17 protein-coding genes are annotated in these 26,039 nt (G+C 33.8%); 6 read left to right on the forward strand and 11 right to left on the reverse strand.

Features of this window, described 5'->3' with window-relative positions; all coding sequences use genetic code 11:
- The first annotated feature begins 208 nt into the window (after nucleotides 1-208).
- The 4 genes from AAFN75_RS16210 to AAFN75_RS16225 all read left to right on the forward strand — a co-directional run bounded on the left by AAFN75_RS16210 (nucleotide 209) and on the right by AAFN75_RS16225 (nucleotide 15,136).
- A complete protein-coding gene (locus tag AAFN75_RS16210; protein WP_411807343.1) occupies nucleotides 209-10,429 on the forward strand; it encodes a gliding motility-associated C-terminal domain-containing protein in 10,221 nt (3,406 codons plus the stop codon).
- Nucleotides 10,430-10,439: 10 nt separating this feature from the next.
- Nucleotides 10,440-11,366, forward strand: a complete 927-nt coding sequence (locus AAFN75_RS16215) for a type IX secretion system membrane protein PorP/SprF (protein ID WP_144118054.1) — start codon at nucleotides 10,440-10,442, stop codon at nucleotides 11,364-11,366.
- Nucleotides 11,367-11,379: 13 nt separating this feature from the next.
- Nucleotides 11,380-13,305 carry an OmpA family protein gene (locus AAFN75_RS16220; RefSeq protein ID WP_411807344.1) on the forward strand — a complete coding sequence of 642 codons (1,926 nt, stop codon included), beginning with the start codon at nucleotides 11,380-11,382 and terminating at the stop codon, nucleotides 13,303-13,305.
- 97 nt (nucleotides 13,306-13,402) lie between these two features.
- A complete protein-coding gene (locus tag AAFN75_RS16225) occupies nucleotides 13,403-15,136 on the forward strand; it encodes an OmpA family protein (protein ID WP_411807345.1) in 1,734 nt (577 codons plus the stop codon).
- Nucleotides 15,137-15,640: 504 nt separating this feature from the next.
- Here the strand turns inward: AAFN75_RS16225 and AAFN75_RS16230 are convergent.
- Together AAFN75_RS16230 and pdxH are read right to left on the reverse strand one after the other, a co-directional pair.
- Entirely contained in the window at nucleotides 15,641-16,138 is a 498-nt protein-coding gene (locus AAFN75_RS16230; RefSeq protein ID WP_411807347.1) for a CAP domain-containing protein, read from the reverse strand.
- 165 nt (nucleotides 16,139-16,303) lie between these two features.
- Complete coding sequence (gene pdxH, locus AAFN75_RS16235) at nucleotides 16,304-16,951, reverse strand: pyridoxamine 5'-phosphate oxidase (RefSeq protein WP_411807348.1); 648 nt, start codon at nucleotides 16,949-16,951, stop codon at nucleotides 16,304-16,306.
- A gap of 129 nt (nucleotides 16,952-17,080) precedes the next feature.
- Between pdxH and AAFN75_RS16240 the strand changes: the two genes are divergently transcribed.
- The gene (locus AAFN75_RS16240) at nucleotides 17,081-17,566 is read left to right on the forward strand and encodes a hypothetical protein (RefSeq protein ID WP_411807349.1); all 486 of its coding nucleotides are present in this window, start codon (nucleotides 17,081-17,083) and stop codon (nucleotides 17,564-17,566) included.
- Here AAFN75_RS16240 and AAFN75_RS16245 read toward each other — a convergent pair.
- The 7 genes from AAFN75_RS16245 to rpsA all read right to left on the reverse strand — a co-directional run bounded on the left by AAFN75_RS16245 (nucleotide 17,563) and on the right by rpsA (nucleotide 23,402).
- Nucleotides 17,563-18,468, reverse strand: coding sequence for a ribonuclease Z (locus AAFN75_RS16245; RefSeq protein WP_411807350.1), 906 nt, complete (start codon nucleotides 18,466-18,468; stop codon nucleotides 17,563-17,565). The two genes, AAFN75_RS16240 and AAFN75_RS16245, sit on opposite strands and share 4 nt — an antisense overlap.
- 3 nt (nucleotides 18,469-18,471) lie before the next feature.
- Complete coding sequence (locus AAFN75_RS16250) at nucleotides 18,472-18,942, reverse strand: DUF3291 domain-containing protein (protein ID WP_411807351.1); 471 nt, start codon at nucleotides 18,940-18,942, stop codon at nucleotides 18,472-18,474.
- Nucleotide 18,943: 1 nt separating this feature from the next.
- On the reverse strand, nucleotides 18,944-19,276 hold the full coding sequence (locus AAFN75_RS16255) for a ribonuclease Z (protein ID WP_411807352.1): 333 nt from the start codon (nucleotides 19,274-19,276) through the stop codon (nucleotides 18,944-18,946).
- A 3-nt stretch (nucleotides 19,277-19,279) separates the two neighbouring features.
- Nucleotides 19,280-20,209 carry an aspartate carbamoyltransferase catalytic subunit gene (locus AAFN75_RS16260; protein WP_144118063.1) on the reverse strand — a complete coding sequence of 310 codons (930 nt, stop codon included), beginning with the start codon at nucleotides 20,207-20,209 and terminating at the stop codon, nucleotides 19,280-19,282.
- Between the two features lie 25 nt (nucleotides 20,210-20,234).
- A complete protein-coding gene (locus AAFN75_RS16265; protein ID WP_411807353.1) occupies nucleotides 20,235-20,579 on the reverse strand; it encodes a hypothetical protein in 345 nt (114 codons plus the stop codon).
- A 53-nt stretch (nucleotides 20,580-20,632) separates the two neighbouring features.
- Entirely contained in the window at nucleotides 20,633-21,172 is a 540-nt protein-coding gene (gene pyrR, locus AAFN75_RS16270) for a bifunctional pyr operon transcriptional regulator/uracil phosphoribosyltransferase PyrR (RefSeq protein WP_144118065.1), read from the reverse strand.
- A 397-nt stretch (nucleotides 21,173-21,569) separates the two neighbouring features.
- Nucleotides 21,570-23,402, reverse strand: coding sequence for a 30S ribosomal protein S1 (gene rpsA / locus AAFN75_RS16275; protein ID WP_411807354.1), 1,833 nt, complete (start codon nucleotides 23,400-23,402; stop codon nucleotides 21,570-21,572).
- Nucleotides 23,403-23,750: 348 nt separating this feature from the next.
- Between rpsA and AAFN75_RS16280 the strand changes: the two genes are divergently transcribed.
- A complete protein-coding gene (locus tag AAFN75_RS16280; protein WP_172625931.1) occupies nucleotides 23,751-24,128 on the forward strand; it encodes a LysM peptidoglycan-binding domain-containing protein in 378 nt (125 codons plus the stop codon).
- An 81-nt stretch (nucleotides 24,129-24,209) separates the two neighbouring features.
- Here AAFN75_RS16280 and cmk read toward each other — a convergent pair whose 3' ends face one another.
- Both cmk and porQ read right to left on the reverse strand, forming a co-directional pair.
- Nucleotides 24,210-24,905, reverse strand: a complete 696-nt coding sequence (gene cmk / locus AAFN75_RS16285; RefSeq protein ID WP_411807355.1) for a (d)CMP kinase — start codon at nucleotides 24,903-24,905, stop codon at nucleotides 24,210-24,212.
- Between the two features lie 80 nt (nucleotides 24,906-24,985).
- Nucleotides 24,986-26,005, reverse strand: a complete 1,020-nt coding sequence (porQ, locus tag AAFN75_RS16290) for a type IX secretion system protein PorQ (protein ID WP_411807356.1) — start codon at nucleotides 26,003-26,005, stop codon at nucleotides 24,986-24,988.
- Nucleotides 26,006-26,039 lie beyond the last annotated feature (34 nt).

The raw sequence follows: 26,039 nt of genomic DNA on the forward strand, positions 1-26,039 counted from the left end.
CTAAAACGGCTCTAAAATTAAATGTGTGTGTTTTAATTAATGATTTTTATAAACATTTAAATAGCTTGAAACTAAGTGGTATTAAATATTCTGGTTTTGCATTCTTTAACAAGGAATGTGTTTTTGTTAATACAACCATATCGAAAAACAAGATTTCAAAAATAACTTACTATAAAAACATATTAATTAATTAGTTAATTAAAGGCTTATGATAACGTCTACCCAATATATTAAGCGCCACCAATTAATTTTGGCCCTCATCTTTTTATTTAGCGTATGCTCGTATGCGCAATTAAAAACCGAATTCTCACCTCGATATGAAGGCGCCATTAATGGTGATTTTGCAACAATAGCAAACAATTCTGTTTCTGAACATGCCACAAGGGATTATAATGGAAACAGGAACAATAACGATTATATTTCACTGGCATATGTTGATATTGATGACCACGACGACACTTTTAGTTCTAGTAGTGCGACATTTAAAGCACCTATTGCAGATTCTAGATGTTTAACCATTAAAAAAGCTTTTTTATATTGGACTGCCGTAGATCATGAACCAGGTGGTACGCCAGAATCAACCGAGAATCGACCAGATTGGGATTTTAACGAAGTAAAATTAATGTTACCTGGCGAAACAACTTATCATGAAATCAAAGCTGAAAATATTATTTATAGAGGTCGTGAAGATGATAGTGATGGAGATGGAATTCCAGATGGCCACTTTAGTTTTGACCCTTACACATGTGTAACAGAAATTACAGATTTAATTAATACAGAATTAATTGACAAAAACATATCTCCTTTTGACACTTACCAAGTAGCCAATATTGAGGCTACTATAGAACGTTTTAACGAACACGGTTTAACAAACAGAGCGAATGGTGCTGGTGGTTGGCAAATAGTTTTTGTATACGAAAGCCCTACGCTTCCTCTAAAAAATGTAACAATTTTTGATGGCTATGGACATATTGTAGCTGGAGAAAGACCTATTGATATAAAAATAGATGGATTTTTAACAGTTCCAGAACCTCAAGATGTAAATGTAAATATACTTTTTGGAGCTATAGAAGGAGATAGAACTTATTTAGGTGATAACATGCAAATTCTTCCTCCCGGAACAGCAGGAAATGATAATGATTTTGAAAATTTAACTACTAGTACAATTTTACCTATAAGAACTGTAAATAATTTTTTTAACAGTCGAATAACCATTGATAATGCAAATTTTAAGGATAGAAATCCAGCAAGTGAAAATACATTAGGGTTTGATGCCGGTATTTTTAAATTAAATAATATTGGTAATTCGTTAATAGGAAATGATCAAACTTCAACAACCATAAGATTAACTACAGGTAATGAGTCATATGGCTTGTATCTATTAGGTTTATCTGTTGAAGTTTTTGAACCAAAACTAGGTCCTATTGAAGTTACTACCGATGTTTCTAGTACATTTCAAAGCCCTGGAGCTACTGTTACTGGAAATTTTGTTGTAGAAAATAAAGGTAATGACGATGCTATAAATGTTAGAATATTTTCTACGCTTCCTCCTCAACTTACAGTAGATTTCCCAATTACAAATTTACCTACTGGAGTAAGCGCAACTTATGATCCCTCAACAGGATATTTAGAATTTACAGTGGAAGATTCTTATGTAACAACTAAATCTACTCCTTTAGATGTTGATTTTAATTTAATTATTAAAGATGAATGTTATTTTTTAACAGAAGATTGCGACACAGAATTTGGTTTACAATTTAGTGCCTCTTACAGGGGTGTTTTAAACGAAGATACTCAAACAACAACTAGTTCATCAGTAGTTGAATGTGGCGTTGGAAATAACGAAAAAACCTTTATAAATGTTACGAAACCAACAGTAAATTGGCAAACACCAGAAGATTCTTTAAATAGAACCATTGAATGTAATGATGCAAGTGCACTATCTGATGCTCAAGCTTTGCTTCCTGAAATAGATGCTTCTTGTAGTTTTTCAATAACAGAGTCAAGAGGCTTATTTGTTGCAGATAATTCATGTCCAGATGTTGGAACCATTACAAATACATGGTCCTTTACAGATCAATGTAGCAATACTACTAAAGAATTTACTCAAATAATTATAATTGAAGGCTCAGCACCAATTGTTATTCCCGATGATGGAGAAGCAACTGTTAATTGTTTAGCCAATGCCACAGAATCTTTTGCAATACCAGAAATAACAGATTCTTGTGGTAATGTATTACCACCATCTGCTCCTGTTATTACAGACGCACCAAGTCCTTTAGATTGTGATGGCACTAGAACTTATACTTATACGTTTACAGATTGCTCTGCCAACTCTTATGAGTGGACTTATATTTATACTATAACAACTCCAACTTTTACAATTCCTGATTTAGATGGAGCGCTTACTGTTGAGTGTATTGATGATGCAGATGGTACAACTATAACTTTACCTACTATACAAGATGCTTGTGGAAACGAATTAACTGCCTCTGCTCCTGTTATTACAGAATCTCCTAATCCACTTACTTGTGAAGGTACTAGAACTTACACATATACATTTACCGATTGCGCGGGTAATTCAGATGAATGGGCTTTTGTTTATACTATTAGCACTCCAACTTTTACAATTCCTGATTTAGATGGAGCGTTAACAGTTGAATGTATTGATGATGCCGATGGTACGACTATTACATTACCTATCATACAAGATGCTTGTGGAAATACACTAACCGCTTCGGCTCCTGTAATAACGGACTCAGCTAACCCTTTTGATTGTGAAGGAACAAGAACTTATACCTATACATTTACTGATTGTGCTGGTAATTCTGATGAATGGGATTTCGTTTATACTATTGAATTAAATGCTTTTACTTTGCCTACTAATGGTATTGAAACTGTTACTAGTTTAAACGAAGCTGTAGAACCTACTCCACCAACAGTAAATGATAATTGTGGTAATCCTATCACACCTTCAGAAGCTGTAAAATCTGAAACTCCAGATTGTCAAGGTTCAGTAATTTATACATTTACCTATACCGATTGTGCTAATAACACTGCCGATTGGACGTACACCTACACCATAGAATTAGCACCTTTTACAGTGCCTGAAAACCAAACTTCAACGGTAGAATGTATATCTCAAGCCATAGCTCCAACACCTCCAACGGTTAACGACGCTAATGGCGATGAAATTACACCTGTAATGACTCAAAGTACAGCTCCTGCTTGTGATGGTGATTTAACTTATACTTTTACCTACACAGATTGTGCTGGTAATACTGGTATTTGGGAACATACTTATGCTATAGTAACTCCAACTTTTACAATTCCTGATTTAGATGGAGCGCTTACTGTTGAGTGTATTGATGATGCAGATGGTACAACTATAACTTTACCTACTATACAAGATGCTTGTGGAAACGAATTAACTGCCTCTGCTCCTGTTATTACAGAATCTCCTAATCCACTTACTTGTGAAGGTACTAGAACTTACACATATACATTTACCGATTGCGCGGGTAATTCAGATGAATGGGCTTTTGTTTATACTATTAGCACTCCAACTTTTACAATTCCTGATTTAGATGGAGCGTTAACAGTTGAATGTATTGATGATGCCGATGGTACGACTATTACATTACCTATCATACAAGATGCTTGTGGAAATACACTAACCGCTTCGGCTCCTGTAATAACGGACTCAGCTAACCCTTTTGATTGTGAAGGAACAAGAACTTATACCTATACATTTACTGATTGTGCTGGTAATTCTGATGAATGGGATTTCGTTTATACTATTGAATTAAATGCTTTTACTTTGCCTACTAATGGTATTGAAACTGTTACTAGTTTAAACGAAGCTGTAGAACCTACTCCACCAACAGTAAATGATAATTGTGGTAATCCTATCACACCTTCAGAAGCTGTAAAATCTGAAACTCCAGATTGTCAAGGTTCAGTAATTTATACATTTACCTATACCGATTGTGCTAATAACACTGCCGATTGGACGTACACCTACACCATAGAATTAGCACCTTTTACAGTGCCTGAAAACCAAACTTCAACGGTAGAATGTATATCTCAAGCCATAGCTCCAACACCTCCAACGGTTAACGACGCTAATGGCGATGAAATTACACCTGTAATGACTAGTAGTACTGCACCTGAGTGCGAAGGTGATTTAATTTATACCTTTACATACACAGATTGTGCTGGTAATACTGGTATTTGGGAACATACTTATACTATAGATGTAACAACTTTACCTACGGTTCCTGAAAACCAAGAATCTACTGTAGTTTGTCTTACCGATGCAACTCAACCAGCAACACCAGCAGTTAATGATGCTTGTGGAAATCCTATTATTCCTGTAATTACAGCAAGTGCAGATCCTGATTGTGAAGGTCAAAAAATATATACCTTCACTTATACTGATTGTGCTAATAACGAAGCTGTTTACACATATACTTACAACATAGAAGTACCTGATGCGCCTATTGTTCCAGATAACGAAGGTTCAACTGTAGAATGTCTTGCTAATGCAACACAACCAACGGCACCAGAAGTAACAGATGCCTGTGGAAATGATATAATACCGGTAATTACTCAAAATGCAGATCCTGATTGTGAAGGTGAAAAGATATATACATTCACATACACAGATTGTGCTGGAAACGAAGCGGTTTATACCTATACGTACATTATAGATGTTACTACTGCACCTAGCGTTCCTGAAAATTTCACAACTACTGTACAATGTCTAGCGGAAGCTATTCAACCTGCAGCGCCAGAATTATCTAATGCTTGTGGTGACGATATTACTCCGGTAGTTACTGAAAGTGCAAACCCTGAGTGTGAAGGTCAAAAAATATATACCTTCACCTATACTGATTGTGCTGGAAACGAAGCGGTTTATACCTACACATATAATATTGAACTTACAGCTTTCATATTACCTTCTAATAGTATTGAAACTGTTGATAATTTAGATGATGCTGTAGAACCTACTCCTCCAACAGTAAATGATAATTGTGGTAATCCTATCCCCCCTTCTGAAGCTGTAAAATCTGAAACTCCAGATTGTCAAGGTTCAGTAATTTATACATTTACCTATACTGATTGTGCTAATAACACTGCCGATTGGACATACACCTACACCATAGAATTAGCACCTTTTACAGTGCCTGAAAACCAAACTTCAACGGTAGAATGTATATCTCAAGCTATTGCTCCAACACCTCCAACGGTTAACGACGCTAATGGTGATGAAATTACACCTGTAATGACTAGCAGTACTGCACCTGAGTGCGAAGGTGATTTAATTTATACCTTTACATACACAGATTGTGCTGGTAATACTGGTATTTGGGAACATACTTATACTATAGATGTAACAACTTTACCTACGGTTCCTGAAAACCAAGAATCTACTGTAGTTTGTCTTACCGATGCAACTCAACCAGCAACACCAGCAGTTAATGATGCTTGTGGAAATCCTATTATTCCTGTAATTACAGCAAGTGCAGATCCTGATTGTGAAGGTCAAAAAATATATACCTTCACTTATACTGATTGTGCTAATAACGAAGCTGTTTACACATATACTTACAACATAGAAGTACCTGATGCGCCTATTGTTCCAGATAACGAAGGTTCAACTGTAGAATGTCTTGCTAATGCAACACAACCAACGGCACCAGAAGTAACAGATGCCTGTGGAAATGATATAATACCGGTAATTACTCAAAATGCAGATCCTGATTGTGAAGGTGAAAAGATATATACATTCACATACACAGATTGTGCTGGAAACGAAGCGGTTTATACCTATACGTACATTATAGATGTTACTACTGCACCTAGCGTTCCTGAAAATTTCACAACTACTGTACAATGTCTAGCGGAAGCTATTCAACCTGCAGCGCCAGAATTATCTAATGCTTGTGGTGACGATATTACTCCGGTAGTTACTGAAAGTGCAAACCCTGAGTGTGAAGGTCAAAAAATATATACCTTCACCTATACTGATTGTGCTGGAAACGAAGCGGTTTATACCTACACATATAATATTGAACTTACAGCTTTCATATTACCTTCTAATAGTATTGAAACTGTTGATAATTTAGATGATGCTGTAGAACCTACTCCTCCAACAGTAAATGATAATTGTGGTAATCCTATCCCCCCTTCTGAAGCTGTAAAATCTGAAACTCCAGATTGTCAAGGTTCAGTAATTTATACATTTACCTATACTGATTGTGCTAATAACACTGCCGATTGGACATACACCTACACCATAGAATTAGCACCTTTTACAGTGCCTGAAAACCAAACTTCAACGGTAGAATGTATATCTCAAGCTATTGCTCCAACACCTCCAACGGTTAACGACGCTAATGGTGATGAAATTACACCTGTAATGACTAGCAGTACTGCACCTGAGTGCGAAGGTGATTTAATTTATACCTTTACATACACAGATTGTGCTGGTAATACTGGTATTTGGGAACATACTTATACTATAGATGTAACAACTTTACCTACGGTTCCTGAAAACCAAGAATCTACTGTAGTTTGTCTTACCGATGCAACTCAACCAGCAACACCAGCAGTTAATGATGCTTGTGGAAATCCTATTATTCCTGTAATTACAGCAAGTGCAGATCCTGATTGTGAAGGTCAAAAAATATATACCTTCACTTATACTGATTGTGCTAATAACGAAGCTGTTTACACATATACTTACAACATAGAAGTACCTGATGCGCCTATTGTTCCAGATAACGAAGGTTCAACTGTAGAATGTCTTGCTAATGCAACACAACCAACGGCACCAGAAGTAACAGATGCCTGTGGAAATGATATAATACCGGTAATTACTCAAAATGCAGATCCTGATTGTGAAGGTGAAAAGATATATACATTCACATACACAGATTGTGCTGGAAACGAAGCGGTTTATACCTATACGTACATTATAGATGTTACTACTGCACCTAGCGTTCCTGAAAATTTCACAACTACTGTACAATGTCTAGCGGAAGCTATTCAACCTGCAGCGCCAGAATTATCTAATGCTTGTGGTGACGATATTACTCCGGTAGTTACTGAAAGTGCAAACCCTGAGTGTGAAGGTCAAAAAATATATACCTTCACCTATACTGATTGTGCTGGAAACGAAGCGGTTTATACCTACACATATAATATTGAACTTACAGCTTTTGTTTTACCAACTAATGGTATCATGATTATCGATAACATTGATGATGCTGTAGAGCCTACTCCACCAACAGTAAATGATAATTGTGGTAATCCTATCACACCTTCAGAAGCTGTAAAATCTGAAACTCCAGATTGTCAAGGTTCGGTTATTTACACGTTTACGTATACCGATTGTGCTAATAACACAGCAGATTGGACATTCACCTACACCATAGAATTAGCTCCTTTCACAGTGCCTGAAAATGAAACTTCTGGTATAGAATGTATTTCTGAAGCTATAGCTCCAACACCACCAACGGTTAACGACGCTAATGGTAATGAAATAATACCTGTAATGACTCAAAGTACAGATCTTGTTTGTGAAGGAAACAAGACATTCACATTTACTTATACAGACTGCGCTGGTAATACGGATATTTGGGAATACACATATCAAATTAACCTTACAGAATTACCTGTTGTTCCAACGAATACAGGTTCTACAGTAAGCTGTCTTACTGATGCTATTTTACCAGACGCACCAGTAGTTTCTGATACATGTGGAAATGCAATTATTCCAACAGTTTCACAAAATCAAGATCCAAATTGTGAGGGTGACAAAATATACACCTTTACTTATACAGACTGCGCTGGTAACGAATCAGTTTATGTATATACCTATACAATCGAAATACCAACCGCACCTGTAGTACCAGAAAATGCTAGTTCTACCGTAGAATGTCTTGCTAATGCAACTATTCCTGAAATATCTGAGGTATTTGATTCTTGTGGAAATGTGATTACTCCTGTAATTACAGAAAGTCCAGATCCAGACTGTGAAGGTCAAAAAGTATATACATTTACATATACAGATTGTGCCAATAATATTTCTGTTTTCACATATACTTATACTATTGATGTAATAAATGCACCAGTGGTTCCTGATAGCGACGGTTCTATAGTGGAGTGTATTGAAGATGCTACACAACCATCAATTCCAGATGTAACAGACCCGTGTGGAAACGATATTACACCTGTAATCACACAAAGTCCAGACCCAGATTGCGAAGGTGATAAAGTTTATACGTTCACGTTTACAGATTGTGCTGGTAACGAATCTGTTTACGTTTACACTTATACTATTCAAAAAACAGCTCCAGATGCACCTATTAACGAAAGTACTACTGTTGAATGTATTGAAGAAGCTTTACAACCAACAGCGCTTGTACTAACAGATGCTTGTGGAAATAACATAACTCCTGTTATAACTGAAAACGAAGATCCTGTTTGTGAAGGTGAAAAAATATACACCTTTACCTATACCGATTGTGCGGGGAATGAAATCGTTTATACATTTACATACATAATTAAGGATAACACGCCTCCAGTAATTTCAATACCAGAAAGTGTAACCGCAGAATGTAGTGATGATTTTTCTCCATTAACACTTGATGAAGCTACAGCTACAGATAATTGTGATCCTAATCCTATTATCACTTATAACGATGTAAGAACAAATGGTACATGCAGCGGTGTATATACTATAGTTCGTACTTGGACAGCAACAGACGCTTGTGGTAACGCAACTAGTAAAGATCAAGTAATATCTATAGCAGATACTATTGCTCCAACATTCGATCAAGAAACACTACCTGGATCAATTGTTGTAGAATGTAATGATATTCCATTACCGGAAACTTTAACGGCTACCGATAATTGTGGTACTGCAGTTGTAACCGTTCAAGATGAAAGAATTGATGGAAACTGTCCTTATAACTATGTAATAAAACGTTCATATATTGCAACAGATGATTGCGGTGTAGCAAACATACATGTTCAGAATATAACAGTACAAGACACAACTCCTCCAGTTTTCGTTGAAGATTTACCAAGTCCGAATATTGTTGTAGAATGTGATGCCATTCCAGAAGCTATTATATTAACAGCTACAGATACTTGTGGTAATGCTACAGTAAGTGTAACTGATTCTAGAACTAACGGAAATTGTCCTAGCAACTATACCATAACACGTAGATGGGTAGCAACAGATGACTGCGGAATAACAACAACACACACTCAAAATATTATTGTACAAGATACTACTGCTCCAACGTTTGTGGATGCTTTACCAGAAAACATTACGGTAGAGTGTGATATGATACCAGAAGCATCTACAATAACAGCAATAGATAATTGTGGTGAGGCTAAAGTAACAGTAAGCGATGTTAGAACTGATGGTAATTGTCCATCTAATTATATAATTGCACGTACTTATTTAGCAACTGATGAATGTGGTTTAACAACGCCACATGTTCAAATTATAACAGTTCAAGATACCACTGCTCCAATTCCTACATCAGACTTTGAAGAAGTTCTTGATGTAAGTTGTACGGATATTCCAGAAGCACCAGAAATGACATTTTCCGACAATTGTTCTTCAAATGTTATCCAAGAATTTACTGAAACTAATACATTTGATGAAAGCGTAATAGCAGATTACCAAATTATAAGGACATGGACAGTAAGCGATGCTTGTGGTAATCAAGAAGTTTATACACAAACATTAAACGTAGCCCTAGATGAAATAATAAATGAAGTTGTTGCCGAAGATATTTGCTTTGATAATGGTGTTGTAAACTTAGATGGCTTTTTATCTAATGAAGTAACTGGCGGTTCTTGGGAGCTTATAGAAGGTAGTCCCGTAGCAACAATAAACGGAAGCATCTTCGATCCTACTAATTTAGACAGTGTTTATTCTGAAGAATTTAATCCTAACACCGAAGGTATTCAGTATATTTTAAGACACACAGGTTTCCAATCTGGATGTTTAAATATCACGGATGTAATCATGATTGTAGATGCAAAATGTAGAGTATTACCTTGTGGTGAGAAAGACATTAGTATCTCTACAGCAATAACGCCAAACGGTGATAATTTCAATGAAACATTTGATATTGAAGGAATAACACTATGTGGATTTGTTGCCGAAGTTAAAATATTTAACCGTTGGGGTGCATTAGTTTATGAATCTAATGAATATACCTTAGGAAGCGAAAGAGAAGGAAACGCTTTTGGTATATTCGGAAAATGGAATGGATCATCAACCAAAGCATCATTTGGTAACAATGGAAAATTACCTAATGGAACTTATTATTATATCATTAATTTAAGAAATAGTGGATTGGACCCAATTACTGGTCCAGTATACTTAGGAACCAAATAAAACTTAACCTATGAAGTTTATTAAATTTAATATAATCGCTATTGTAATATTTAGCAGTACGATTGGAGTTGCACAACAACTACCCCAATTTACCCAATATATGTACAACACTATTTCAATCAATCCAGCCTATGCAGGAAGTAGAGAAGTTTTAAGTGTTGTAGGTTTACATAGAAGTCAATGGGTTGGTTTTAAAGGTGGACCAATTACTCAAACCCTATCGGTGCATACGCCGTTAAGAAATGATAGAATTGGTTTAGGTTTATCTTTAATTGAAGATGATTTAGGCCCTCAAAATTTCACATACCTATATGGAGATTTTGCATACAATATCCCAACAGGAAGAAATGGTAAATTAGCCTTCGGTTTAAAAGCTGGATTTACACAATTTAGCTTCGATACTAATTTTAGACTAGATGAAGATAACCAAAATGATCCTTTAATATATGGAACAGAAGATCGATGGTCTCCAAATATTGGTGCAGGTGTTTATTGGAGTACAAACCGTGTATACGCAAGTTTATCTGCCCCAAGAATATTAAATAATGGTAGTAACAATAACAGATCATTCGAAGCTTTAGATAATATAAGTTATTATTTTACTGCTGGTGGTGTTATTGATCTTACAAAAAGTATTAAATTTAAACCAGCTACTTTAATTAAAGCGACTAACGGAGCTCCTGTTTCATACGATTTAACTGCTAACTTCCTATTTAGCGAGAAATTTTGGATAGGTGGTTCATATAGAATCAACGAGAGAACAGCCGCTATAGGTGGCATTGTCGACTTTCAATTATCTAGACAATTACGTGTTGGTTATGCTTATGAGAAACCAACATCAGAAATTGCTGACTATACAACAGGAACACACGAAATTTTGCTAATGTATGAGTTTAAATTCTTAAGTTCTAAACTAAAATCACCAAGATATTTCTAATCCTAACTTATCTATGAACACTAAAAATTACATATTAGTTTGTATGGCTTTATTATTAAGCCTATCTCTGTTCCCTCAACAAAGAAAACAAAAGAGAGCAGACACTTTATTTAATAAATTTTCGTTTGTTAAAGCCGCAAAGCTTTACAGAGAACTTGTTCAGGATAACTACAATAGAAATTATGCTACAAGAAAACTTGCGGATAGTTACGCCCTTTTAAGAGACCCGAGAAATGCGTCTAGATATTATAAAAGTGCCGTAAAACAAAAAGATGTGCCTGTTGAATATTATTATAAATACGCACAATCGCTACGTGGTATGAAAAAATACGACGAATCTCAAATTTGGCTTCAACGCTATAAGGATTCAGGAGGTGTTGTAGATACCGATGATTTTTCAAAAGACCTTAATTTTATAACCAGTGTATTTGGAGCAAAACAACAATACTTTTTAGATCGTGTGCGCTTCAACTCAAAATATAGTGATTTTGGTGCTTTTGAGCATGATGGCTTAGTATACTTTGCCTCTTCTAGAGATGAAGGTGTAGCCATTAAGCGCTTATATGGCTGGGATGAACAACCTTTTTTAGATATTTATGTAACCAAAGCGGGTTCTAAAAGAAATGTAGATCACACCGCAAAATTAAAAGGTGATATTAACTCTATCTATCACGATGGTCCTGTTACTATTACTAAAGATGGTAAAACCATGTATTTTTCTAGAAACAATTTCAAAGATGATATTGAACTGAAGGATAAAAACGGACTTACAAATATGAAAATCTATCGCGCTACAAAGGTGGATAGTTTATGGACAAACGTTGAGGACCTTTCTATAAATAGCGACGATTATTCAACACAACATGCTGCTTTAAATGTTGATGAAACAAAATTATATTTTACATCCGACAGACCAGGAACACATGGTGGATCGGATATTTGGACAGCCGATATTGCTCCAGATGGCTCTTTAGGAAATATTCAAAACCTGGGAGATGTTGTTAACACAGAAAAAGCTGAAGGATTCCCGTTTATAAATAATGAGGGCGTTTTATTCTTCTCTTCTGATGGTCATACTGGTTTAGGTTTACTAGATGTTTATGCTGCCATTAAAGGTGAAGACGAAGAAAGTATTGTAGACGTAATTAATCTAGGTGTTCCTGTAAATTCCAATAAGGATGATTTTGCTTTTTCTATGAATCAAAACGGAATTACTGGATATTTTGCTTCCAACCGCCAAGGTGGTAGAGGAAGTGACGATATTTATGCCTTTCATAGAGAACCTGCCTTACATGTAGAAGGCGTAGTAACAGATGCTATTAACACCTTCCCTATTGTTGGCGCCAAAATTACTTTGTTTGACGAGAACGATAATCAGATTGCCTTTATGGAAACTGATGACAACGGGTATTTCCAAATAAATATTGATAGAAACCAAGATTATAAAATTGTTGCGAATCAAGATAAATACATTGAAGATTATAGAGAATTTACTTCAAAAGACTTACAAACCGAATTAACTTCTATTGGTGCCAACTTATTACTTAACCCAGTTCAAGATGTTGTTAAACTTGCTGAAATAGATTTAAACACTATATACTTTAATTTCGATAGTCATGTTATTAGAGCTGATGCTGAAGCACAATTAAATAAAATTGTAAGTCTAATGCAAAATGATTATCCAGAAATGGTAATCCGTATTGAATCTCATACCGATTCTAGAGGTACACTATCTTATAACGATAAACTTTCAATTGATAGAGCCAATAGTACCTACGAGTATTTAATTTCTAAAGGTATTGATCCTTCTAGAATTACAGAGCACCAAGGTTTTGGTGAGCGTAAGTTGACTAATGGTTGTCAAGATGGTCAAAAATGTGAAGAAAAACAGCATCAATTAAACAGACGTACACAATTTATAGTGGTAAAAATGGAATAGTTAATTTACCGCTATACCAAATAAATACTCCCAAACTATACGTAAGTGTTTGGTGGTATATATTTTAAATATTTTTTTTAATTAAACAATACCCCCAATGAAATTAAAAAACTATATAGCAACAGTATTAATGCTGCCAATCTTAATGTGCACTTATGCACAAAATGCGCAGCAACAAAAAGCAGATAATTTATTTAATAATTTTGCTTTTGTACAAGCCACAAATGCGTATCATAAATTAATTGACCAAGGTATTAGTACAGATTATGCTACAAGACAATTAGCAGATAGTTATTCGTATTTAAGAAACCCAGATAGCGCGGTTATTTACTACGACAAAGCTATTAAGCAAAATAACGTACCTACGGCCTACTATTATAATTACTCGCAAGCCTTACGTGGCGTTGAAGACTACGAAACGTCTAGAACTTTAATGAAACAATTTAAAGACGCTGGTGGTGATATTGAAGAGGCACGTTATCTTAAAGATTCAGATTTTTTAAATGCTATTTTTAACGCAAAAAAACATTTTACGTTAAAAGATGTTATGTTCAATTCTAAGTTTAGCGATTTTGGAGCCTATAAACATGGTAATAAAATATATTTTACATCGGCTAGAGATAAAGGTGATATAAAAAAGCATATAAATGCTTGGGATGAAGAACCTTTTCTTAATATTTATGCCATTAATGCAAACTCTAACGATACGCTTATTGGTAACAAAGCCAAATTAAAAGGTCGCGTGAATTCGGTTTATCATGATGGTCCGCTTACCATCACTAAAGATGGAAAAACTATGTATTTTTCTAGAACAGATTTTATAAAAAATGTTTTAGGTCGTAATGGTAATGGTATATCAAACCTTAAAATATATAAGGCTACCTTAGTAAATGGAAAATGGAAAAACATTGAAGAATTACCGTTTAACAGCAATCATTTTTCTAATGGACACCCTGCTTTAAGTGAGGATGAGACTAAACTATATTTCGCATCGGATAGATCTGGAGGACATGGTGGTTCAGATATTTATTATGTAGACATAAATAATGGGGCTTTCGGAAAACCTCAAAATCTTGGTGCTACAGTAAACACAAGTAAAAATGAAAAATTTCCATTTGTAAATAGCGAAGGCGCTCTTTTCTTTTCTTCTGATGGTCACCCAGGATTAGGTTTACTAGATATTTACGGAACTGTTGCAGATGAAAATAAAAATATCGTTAGCGTTATAAATTTAGGAACACCTGTTAATTCGAGTAAAGACGATTTTTCGTTTTTTATGAATGAAGATGGACTATCTGGTTATTTCGCGTCCAATAGAAAAGGTGGTGCTGGTAGCGACGATATTTATGCCTTTGAAAGAGTTTCTATATTAGAACTTGAAAAGACTAAAAATGAAACTGATTTAGAAATACCAGAAGACAACACAAATTCTACAGCACCAAGTAATACTCTTAAAACAGAAAGTATAGAAGCCGTTAGCTTCTCTCCTATTTACTTTAATTTTAATAGTGCTTCTATTAGAAATCAAGACAAAATAGCTTTGGATAATTTAGTAAATACTATGCTAAATGTATACCCAAATATGAGTATTGACATTGAATCGTTCTCTGATGCCAGAGGTACGGAGAGTTATAATGATATGTTATCTCAAAAAAGAGCAACTAACGTTTATAACTATTTACTGGATAAAGGCGTGCTAGCCTCGCGTATTACAAGTTATATGGGATACGGAGAGAAAAACTTAATAAACGAATGCAATAGTGCTAAAAAGTGTACTGAAGCACAGCATCAAGAAAATAGACGCACGCAGTTTGTTATTAAAATGAATTAAACTCATAGTAACCAATCTAAAAAACCATCAAAACAACTATATTTTGATGGTTTTTTTATTTCAATAATTATCAAGTAAAGAATACTTGTCAACTACTAACCAAAGACTATTAGTAAATAACTCAGGATTATGAATATTGCTTTCTTATTAATAATACTTCAGATAAGCAGTAAGCTATCACAACATGTTTCAACTTTTAAAGTACAGATGGAACTTATGGATTTAGGAATAAACCGGTAACAACTACTTTTAAACAACGCTAAGGTTTATATACAACAATATATAAAAAAGTTAGTTATCGCTAAAAAGACAGGCTACCTTAATTTAAACAAGCCATCAACTAAGTACAATAAGTGCTTACAATTATACAGAAAAAAACCTCTCGATAAAAGCGAGAGGTTTTTAGATTTGGGGCTATTAATCATAACCAATTTAAAACATTTTTTAAGCTATTAAATAATACATTAAAAAAGGCTATTCAATTAAATGCTTTATAAAAAAACATTATTTCTTAATAAAAATATTAGTGTAATACCATCTACCTTCTGCATTCTTTTCAGCCGATACATCAAAATTAGTGTAGTCGCCTTCCAGATTTTCTTTGTGTGCTTCACTTTTTAACCAAGCTCTAACCACAGACTCAGCAGAACTATATCCGTAGGCCACATTTTCTGATACATTTTTAGCACCAGCATTAGCTTTTAAATAATCACTACGTGTAAAAAAATTATGATGTGATACTTCTCCACTATCTACCATATAATCTGTATGGCTATAAGCTACAGATTTTACAATGTTCATTTCTGTTAAAGTATTTAAACCTAATGAAGATCTATGACTATTTATAAGTTCTAAAATTTCAACTTCAATAGCTTTAGCTTCTTGCTGTACAAGACTTAATTCTATTCCAGTCGAATCATTTTCATCGCTTTCTGTGCTACAAGAACTAAGTGTTAATAAAGCGCAAAAGACTACTATAGGTAATTTTGTAAATAACTTCATAGGTTAAGTTAATTAGATTTGGTTCTGTAAAATTAACCCTATACCATGAAATAATTGTTAACGAAATGTTAAAATCGACCAAAAACATGTATTTCATCGATTTTATATGTTTTTAATCGTTGAAATACACATTTGAAGTCAAAAACTATGTATTTCACCGTTGATTTACGGAGATAATCGATTTATCAGCCAATTATAGTCCTCCTGGAGCTGATACCGAATACGATCATGAAGCCTATTAGGGCGACCTTGCCAAAATTCAATTTCTACTGGCTTAACAATATAGCCTCCCCAATAATTTGGTCTATCAATCTCTTTACCACTATAATCTGTTTCTAAATCTTTAAGTTTATTTTCTAAATAGACTCTGTTGGGAACAGGTTCACTCTGATTTGACGCTATTGCCCCTAGCTGACTCCCACGCGGCCTAGATTCAAAATAACCATCGCTTAAATTAGGTGCAATCTTTTCGGCTTTCCCTTTTATAATAATTTGTCGTTCTGCGCCATGCCAAAAGAAGGATAGACAAACATTAGCGTTAGCTGCAATGGCCTTACCTTTTTCGCTGTTATAATTGGTATAAAATATAAACCCTTCGAAGGTGAATTTTTTAAGTAAAACTACCCTGTTTTTGGGAAAACCATCTAAACCTATAGTAGCTATAGTCATAGCATTAGTTTCATCTTCTGTAAAATGTTTATCTACATCGTAAAACCACTTTTGAAATAATTCCATAGGGTTTTCTGGCACGTCATTTAATAACAGCTCGCCTTTTTCGTAAGATTTTCTATAATTACTTAAATCCTTTTCCATAGACTGCAAAATAAATCATTTTTAAAAAATCTAGTAAACATTTTTATATTTTTTAATATTCTCATTTATAAACAGTTGTTGTATGACAAAAAAAAAGTCGTGCATTTCAGCGTTTATAAGTGTTAAATTATGATAGAAACAAGCTATTTAATATGCTCTTGTTTGTCAAATTCAGTAATTTCGCAATCCCTAACTACAGTTATGACTATAGAAAAATATTCCTTTTTTAAAGCCTATAATTTTACCAAATTAGAAATGCCTTTTGGAAATTTTTATTTGTGTGATAAATTTTGCATTTCAGAACTAAATGAAGGTATTCATTTTGAATGGGAAAACATTGTAGAGGTTTTTGATAAAATTCAAAACTTTTATGGCAAAGGTGGCAAGTTCGCATATATTTCAAATAGAATAAACCACTACTCCATTGACCCAAGTAATTGGACAAAAATTGAGCAAAGTAATTTTTATCCTTTTGCTAGCGCAATTGTTATATATAACAACTCTAGTTATATGAATGCTTCAATAGAAAAAAAATTCACGAATATAAGTATTAAGCGCTGTATGTCATTAAAGCAAGCTATAGAATGGGTAGAAAATTTAAAGGAGTTTAATTAAAATTGAAAAGTCTTACCGTCTTCTGCTAATTCTACCGTATCAAAAACAGTTTCAGCTTCTTCCTTAAAAGGATTAATAGTGCCATATCGTGTAGAATAATGTCCTAATATTAAGGTACCAATATTTGCCTGTTTTGCTATTTGTGCAGCCTCTTTAGCTGTAGAATGTTTTGTTTTAACCGCCAAATGAGCATGTTGATCTAAAAACGTAGATTCGTGGTATAATACATCCGTATCCTTTATGATAGGTACAATATCCTCTTTATACATGGTATCGCTACAAAAGGCATAACTTTTAGGTTTAGCCCCTGGTTTTGTTACGGTTTTGTGATCTATTAAGATGCCATCTTCATTTTCAACATCAAACCCTTGCGTAAGCTTTCTATAGTATGCCACGTTTATATTGGCATCTTCAACCGCATTCGTTTTTAGCTTACGTAACCCCTCCTTTTCCTTAAACAAATAACCATTAGTATAAATTCTGTGATTTAATGGAATGGTATGTACTTCAACCTTTTCATCTTCATAAATTAACTCAGATTCTTTCGAGGTTAATTCATGAAAAAACAGATTGTAGTTTGTCCAAGATTCAGCTAATTTCATTTGTAAAACCACAATTTCTTTTATGCCTTTGGGTCCATAAATATGTAAATCGGTTTCTCTAGTAAGTAGCCTAAACGTTGAAATTAACCCTACCAAACCAAAAAAATGATCGCCGTGTAAATGCGAAATAAAAATATGTTTAATACGGTTAAACTTAATTTTATGTTTTCGTAATTGTACTTGGGTACCCTCGCCACAATCAATTAAAAACATGTGGTTATTAATTTCTAAAACCTGCGATGTTGTATTATTTAATGTACGTGGAGTTGCACTATAACAACCTAAAATAGATAATTTCATACGCTACAATTGCTTTTTATAAGTTAAGGCTTCGGCTAATGAAAATTTATTTTTAAAGCTAAACGCATACGGCGTATCACCATATGTGTTTAAATAATCTAAACGGTGTTTAGCATCTTGAAAAGTAGGTTCGTAGCCTTTTGGCACATACCAAAACGCCATGTGCATCAGTTTCATTTTACTAAACCATTCTTTTTTTCGTTTAAAAACTTCTATATGTCCAGATTTATAAGTGTAGTTAAAAAGAGCGTCCAAATTTTTCCAAACAGATAAGTTTATAATAATGGAATCATCTTTAAAAACGAAATTAGCTTCGTCTTTATCTTCATCCTTTAAACGCCAAATAAAGCCTTCAGAGGCATCTGCAATAGCATTCATTTTATCAACATTATTGACAAAATCTTGCATTATTGGATCGTCCATTGGTGCCAATCGTTTGGCTATATTTACTTCAGCTAGATAATAATGGTCCATGTTACAGCCCTAAATCCCGTTCCATAACCTCCATTTCGATAATATCGTGAGCTTCTAAAATAGTAGGTGCAACTACCAATTCGTCTGGCACGGCGTCTATATCTATTTTATTGGATACTATAACGAAAGAGTGTTTTGCTGTCTTATGTGTATTAGATAAATCTAAAAATTCTACAATGTCATCTTTAGTAAGTTTATCTAAACTTGTTAAAGCCACAATTATATTATTGTTTTTATATTTAGGGTAAAGCGTTTGAAGCTTTTTAACCAACTCAATTAGCGAAACTTTTTCTTGAGTGATTATTACTGTATTTCCATCTTGATCGAAAATCATAATCTATTGTTTTATTTTAGAGGCCAACAAATAAATAACGGCCATTCTTACTGCAACACCATTTTGCACTTGGTCTAAGATAATAGATTGTTTTGAATCTGCAACATCGCTAGTAATTTCAACACCTCTATTTATAGGTCCTGGATGCATAATTGTTATTTCTTTATCTAAAGAATCTAGTAAATCTTTGTTTACCCCATACTGTTGGGTATACTCTCTAGTTGAAGGGAAATAACTTATATCCATACGTTCGTTTTGCACACGTAGCATATTGGCAACATCGCACCAGTTTAAAGCCTTACGAAGGTTAGTTTCTACTTTTACACCAAGTTCATTTATATATTTAGGAATAAGTGTTTTTGGTCCGCAAACCATAACTTCTGCACCTTGTAATTGTAATGCGAATATATTAGATAAGGCCACTCTACTGTGCAGAATATCGCCTACTATAACCACTTTTTTACCTTTAACTTCACCCAATTTTTCGCGTATAGAATACGAATCTAGTAAGGCTTGTGTAGGATGTTCATGCGCGCCATCGCCAGCATTAATAATACTTGCGTTAACATGCTTAGATAAAAATACACCAGCACCAGGATTTGGGTGTCGCATTACCACCATATCTACTTTCATAGATAAGATATTGTTTACCGTATCAATTAAAGTTTCTCCTTTTTTTACAGACGATTGTGCAGACGAAAAATTAAGCACATCGGCCGATAATCGTTTTTCGGCAAGCTCAAAAGATAATTTTGTTCTTGTAGAGTTTTCAAAAAATAAATTGGCAATGGTAATATCTCTAAGCGATGGAACTTTTTTAATGGGCCTATTTATAACTTCTTTAAAATGATCGGCAGTTTCAAAAATAAGTTGGATATCTTTTTCTTTAAGATATTTAATTCCTAATAAGTGATTTACACTTAATTCGCTCATGGTATTTTATATTCAGTTCGCAGTATTAGCCTGCAGTTACACTCGATAATTTAAAATCTATCTCTCTCTCTTTGTCGCCTCCCGTAAAATTGAGATGCACCGTTGCTTCCTTCAAAAAATCATATTGTTTCAATACGGGTAGCATACACTTAAATAATTTTTCGGCATTTTTACCATAAGTAAAAAACTGATCATGAGAGTCATCCAAAGCTATTTCATGCAAATCATGACTACCTAATTCCAAAGGAATAACCCGCATTAATTTGGCATCAATTTCTTGAATAACCTCTAAGCTATCAAATTTTCCGAATTCTATAATTACAGAATCTTGCTTTTCAACTTGCTTAAAATTTAACTCATCAATTTTCAAAAGTTCCTTATTTATTTCAATCTTCCAGCGCCAATTTTCGCTCTTCTGTAATCTTACTTTTCAATTAAGTAAACCGCATCTTCATTATCATGTTCCTTCCAGTTTACCTTTACCTTCTCGTTATTAATAACATCTACCTGCCTACCTCTATAATTAGGTTGTATTGGTAAATGCCTACTAAAACGTCTATCAATTAATGTAAGAAGTTCAATTTCGTTAGGTCGCCCAAAAGATTGAATGGCTGTTAAAGCAGCTCTTATACTTCGCCCAGTATATAAAACATCGTCAATAAACACAATGTTTTTATCCTCAACTATAAAATTTATTTTAGTTTTATTAGCTTCTAGTGTTTTGTCTCCTCTGCGAAAATCATCTCTAAAAAAAGTAATATCTAAATGACCCAACTTAATATCTTTAACCTTATAATCTTCGCTTAAAATTTTAGCTAATCTATTGGCTAAAAATACGCCACGAGGCTGTAAACCAATAAGTACGGTGTTAGAAAAGTCGTTGTGTTTTTCAATAAGTTGACAAGCCAATCGGTGAAGAATGATGTTTACCTCTTTTGCGTTAAGTAAAACTTTTTGACTCATATTGTATCCAAACGTATTTGGAGAACAAATATAATGCAAAAAGTTAGAAGTAAAAACCAATACTACTATCTTTATTTGGGCGCAACCCAAAAAGGGTCGGGCTATCCGTTGCAAGTCCTCGCTCCTCCTGCGTCGGGCTTTGAGCTTTCCTCTACTATCCCTTGCGCACTAACCGCATAAGCAAAACGTAAAGTATAAAACTTGTTTACCGCAATTAGCTTTTAAAAATAAAACAAATACGAATGTGAAGACTTTAGAGCTGTTTGTGTAAGACGTTAAAAAATTATAAAACAGAAGCGTCTATCAATAATAAGCAATAAAAAAAGCCTCTCGAAAATCGAGAGGCTTTATAATATAGATTAATGAGATTCCTTTTTTCAAAGGATTTTTTTACGGATTACTTTTTTCCGTCCATTTTATCTTTAAGAGCTTGTAAAGCATCATTTGCATCCCCTAAAGTTGGTTTTGCTTCGGCAGCTTGAGAAGCTTGCTTTTTAACAGCAGCTTTTACGTTAGCCATTTCTTCAGCTTTAAAAATTGCAGTATGCGAAGCAACTACTCTTTTAAACTCTTTGTTAAATTCAATAATTTTGAATTCTGTTTCTTCACCTTTATTAAGTTTAGAACCATCTTCCTTCTCTAAATGACGAGCAGGTACAAATGCAACGATATCTTCGTTAAAATCTATAGTAGCACCTTTATCAACCATTTCAGTAATAGCTGCTTTATGTACAGTACCTAAAGCGAATTCTGTTTCATACTTATCCCAAGGGTTATCAGTAGTTTGTTTATGACCTAAACTTAATTTACGTCCTTCAACATCTAATTCAAGTACAACAACATCTAACTTATCACCTACAGCACAGAACTCAGATGGATGCTTAATTTTCTTAGTCCAAGATAAATCAGAGATATAAATTAATCCGTCAATTCCTTCTTCTAATTCAACAAAAACACCAAAGTTTGTAAAGTTACGTACAATACCTGTATGCTTAGAACCTAATGGGTATTTAGTAGTAATATCAGTCCATGGATCTGGAGTTAATTGCTTAATACCAAGAGACATTTTACGATCTTCTCTATCTAAAGTTAAGATTACTGCATCAACTTCATCACCAACAGTAACGAAATCTTGAGCAGAACGTAAATGTGTAGACCAAGACATTTCAGAAACGTGAATTAATCCTTCAACACCATCAGCAACTTCAATAAATGCACCGTAATCTGCGATTACAACAACTTTACCTTTTACTTTATCACCAACTTTAACCTCTTCTGCAAGAGCTTCCCATGGGTGTTTAGATAATTGTTTAAGACCTAATTGGATTCTAGATTTGTTTTCATCAAAATCAAGAATTACAACATTTAATTTTTGATCTAACTCAACAATCTCATTTGGATGGTTAATTCTAGACCAAGATAAATCTGTAATGTGAACTAATCCGTCAACACCACCAAGATCAATAAATACACCGTAAGAAGTAATATTTTTAACAATACCTTCTAATACTTGACCTTTTTCTAATTGACCAATAATTTCTTTCTTTTGTTCTTCAATATCCGCTTCAATAAGCGCTTTATGAGAAACTACTACGTTTTTGAATTCGTGGTTGATTTTCACAACTTTAAATTCCATAGTTTTGTTTACGTACTGGTCGTAATCTCTAATTGGTTTAACGTCAATTTGAGAACCTGGTAAAAATGCTTCAATTCCAAAAACATCCACAATCATACCACCTTTAGTTCTACACTTAACAAAACCGTTTACGATTTCACCAGTTTCGTGTGCTTTATTTACACGATCCCAAGCCTTAATTACACGAGCTTTTCTGTGAGATAATATTAATTGTCCTGTTGCATCTTCACGCACATCAATTAATACTTCTACTTTGTCTCCTACTTTTAAGTCTGGATTGTAACGAAATTCGTTTAAAGAAATAACACCTTCAGATTTTGCATTGATGTCAATAATAGCATCTCTATCAGAAATGTGTACTACTGTACCTTCAACAACTTCATCATCTAAAGTGTCAACGAAATTTTCAGCTACTAATTTTTCAAATTCTTTAAGTTGTAAATCATCAACTTCATCAATACCTTCTTGGTAATTGTGCCAGTTAAATTCTTTTAAAAACTTTTCAGGATTTGCTTTTGCTTCAGATACCACTGGAGCTTCTACTGCTGGAGCTTCTGTTGCTTCAACTTCAGTTTGTTTTGCTTTATCAGCCATTTAATTAATTTCTGCGATACTTTATAAGATATTCCGTGTTTTCGAAATTACCTTTTACCGCGTTTGTATTCTGTTATGTTTCAGGGATTTTAAGCGAATAACACACAGAAGTGTTATATTATTTTTAAATTTCATTCCTTTTATTATCCTGACGATTCGCTAAAAGGAGTGCAAAAATACATAATATTGATATAAATACCTAAAAATGAACAAATAAAATAGATGTGACTAATTAATAAAGATGGTGTCTAAATTTTATAACAATTACTTAGAAACATTTAATTAAATGCTTCGAATATTTTAGTATATTGTTCACTACAATTATTTACAAATTAATATTACTAAATCATGGTGAAAGCAAAGTATCAAGACGTTTTAAACTTAGGTGAAGCGTTAAATATCCAAAACGGAGATGTATCTGAAGAGAATGGAGTTCTTAAAATAAAAGGAACTGCAAATACACAATATGAAAAAAATGTTCTTTGGGACAAAATTAAAGAAATTGGCGGTGAAAACCCAACTGATATTATGGCTAACATATCTGTAGCCGATGAAAGTGTTTTTGCTAGACATACTGTTAAAAGCGGAGAAACTTTAGGTAAAATTGCTAAGCAATATTATGGTAGTGCATCAAAATATCAAGCAATTTTTAAAGCCAATTCTGATATTTTAAAGAATCCTGATGTTATTCATCCAGACCAAGAATTAATTATTCCTAATTTATAGGAAGACATTATTTATAAAACAAAAAAGCGAATCTTATACAAGATTCGCTTTTTTATTTGCCTATATTTAAATGACTAATGCTTACTCACCATCTTCAATTGTCATTTTAGCTAATTGAAGTATTTTATTGAATTGTTCATCTAGCGTCATGTGTGAATTATCAATTTCGATAGCATCTTTTGCTTTTACTAAAGGCGAATCTTCTCGATTTGAATCCATATAATCGCGCTCTTGAACATTTTTTAGCACATCTTTATATTCAACATCATCACCACGTTCAATTAATTCTTGATAGCGACGCTCTGCCCTAGTTTCGGCTGATGCTGTCATAAACAACTTAAGTTCTGCTTCTGGAAATACAACTGTACCAATATCTCTACCATCCATTACAACACCTTTATCTTGTCCCATTTCCTGTTGTTGTTCTACTAGCTTTCTTCGAACTTCCGATATGGAAGCCACTTTGCTTACAAAACTGGAAACATCTAGGGTTCTAATTTGCTTTTCAATATTTACATTATTTAAATAAACTTCTGCAAACCCTAAAACATCGTTAAATTTAAAATTGATTTTAATATTTGGTAACTGATAAATTAAAGCTTCCGAATTAAAATCGGTAGCGCTAATTAATCCGTTTTCCATAGCATAAAAAGTTACCGCTCTATACATAGCTCCTGTATCTACATAAATGTAACTTAAATGTTTTGCTAGTTGTTTTGCTACGGTGCTTTTACCTGTTGATGAAAACCCATCGATAGCTATGGTTATTTTATTCATTATATAAGTTTGAAATGCGATTGTAAAATTAAGAACTTAACTTTAAATACTTTTAACATTTAAAGACTTTAAGTGCCTTATTATTGTAAATCTATTTGTAATCCAAAGAAATTTGAGTTTCCTGCGCTCGTATATTTAGCATGCGTATAACTAAATCTCATTTTGTTCATTTTTATAGAAAGACCTGCCGATAGCCCAGAAAAGTTACGCTGATCTAAAATTCTTAGCTCCTCGCCTCTTCTAAAATTGTATCCTAAACGAATATTAAAACCGCTTTCTGGAAATAATTCTGCACCAACAATAGTATGTCGTATTACTTGACCAACAAAACCAATTTTCTCTGAGGTTTGATTTCCAGATAAATCACTTGTTGATCTTGCTGGGTTGGACGTTGCAATGGGCCACTTTTGTAAGTTTTCTAAAGTAACATGCCAGCGTATAGGAACGTGTTCTAATTTTTGAGACATTCCAAAAGCGACTTCAAAAGGTAAACGCTCATTTAAATCGGCATACGTTGTAATTTGGGTTCCTAAATTACGGATTACCAATGCCGCATTAAAATCTAAATATTCATTTATATAAATAAGACCCACATCAATAGCAGCACCAAAAGAACTATATTGTTCTAGTTTTGATGTAATTATTTTAGCATTTGCACCAATATAAAAATCGGAATAGCCTATTTGTGTAGCATAACCAAAGGATAATGCCGTTTCATTACCCGAAAACGTTCCTGTTGAGTTGCCTTCTTCATCGTAACCATCAAAAGAACCATAATTAACATAAGTAATTCCTGTATGAAAGGTTTGCGTGCGTCTATCAACAGTATAAGCATAAGAAGCTGTTCCGTAACCAATACCGCCTAAATAACTCGTGTAATTTAAGGCCAATTGATTATCCATTTCTGCATTAATGGTAGCCGGATTAAAAAGACCTTGTGTAACATCGTAATCCACATTTGTTAAAACCTTACCACCTAAAGCAGCTTGACGTGGCGACGATACCAAATTAAGAAATTGGTATGTAGCTTCACCTCCTATTTGACCAAATGAGAGTGCCGTTATAGTTAAAAAACAAAATGTGGTAATTTTTCTTAGCATATTTTCGACACAAAGTAAATGAATCTATACTAAA

The sequence above is a fragment of the Algibacter sp. AS12 genome (genome assembly GCF_046736315.1).
In the GTDB taxonomy this organism is placed as follows: Bacteria; Bacteroidota; Bacteroidia; order Flavobacteriales; family Flavobacteriaceae; genus Algibacter_B; species Algibacter_B amylolyticus.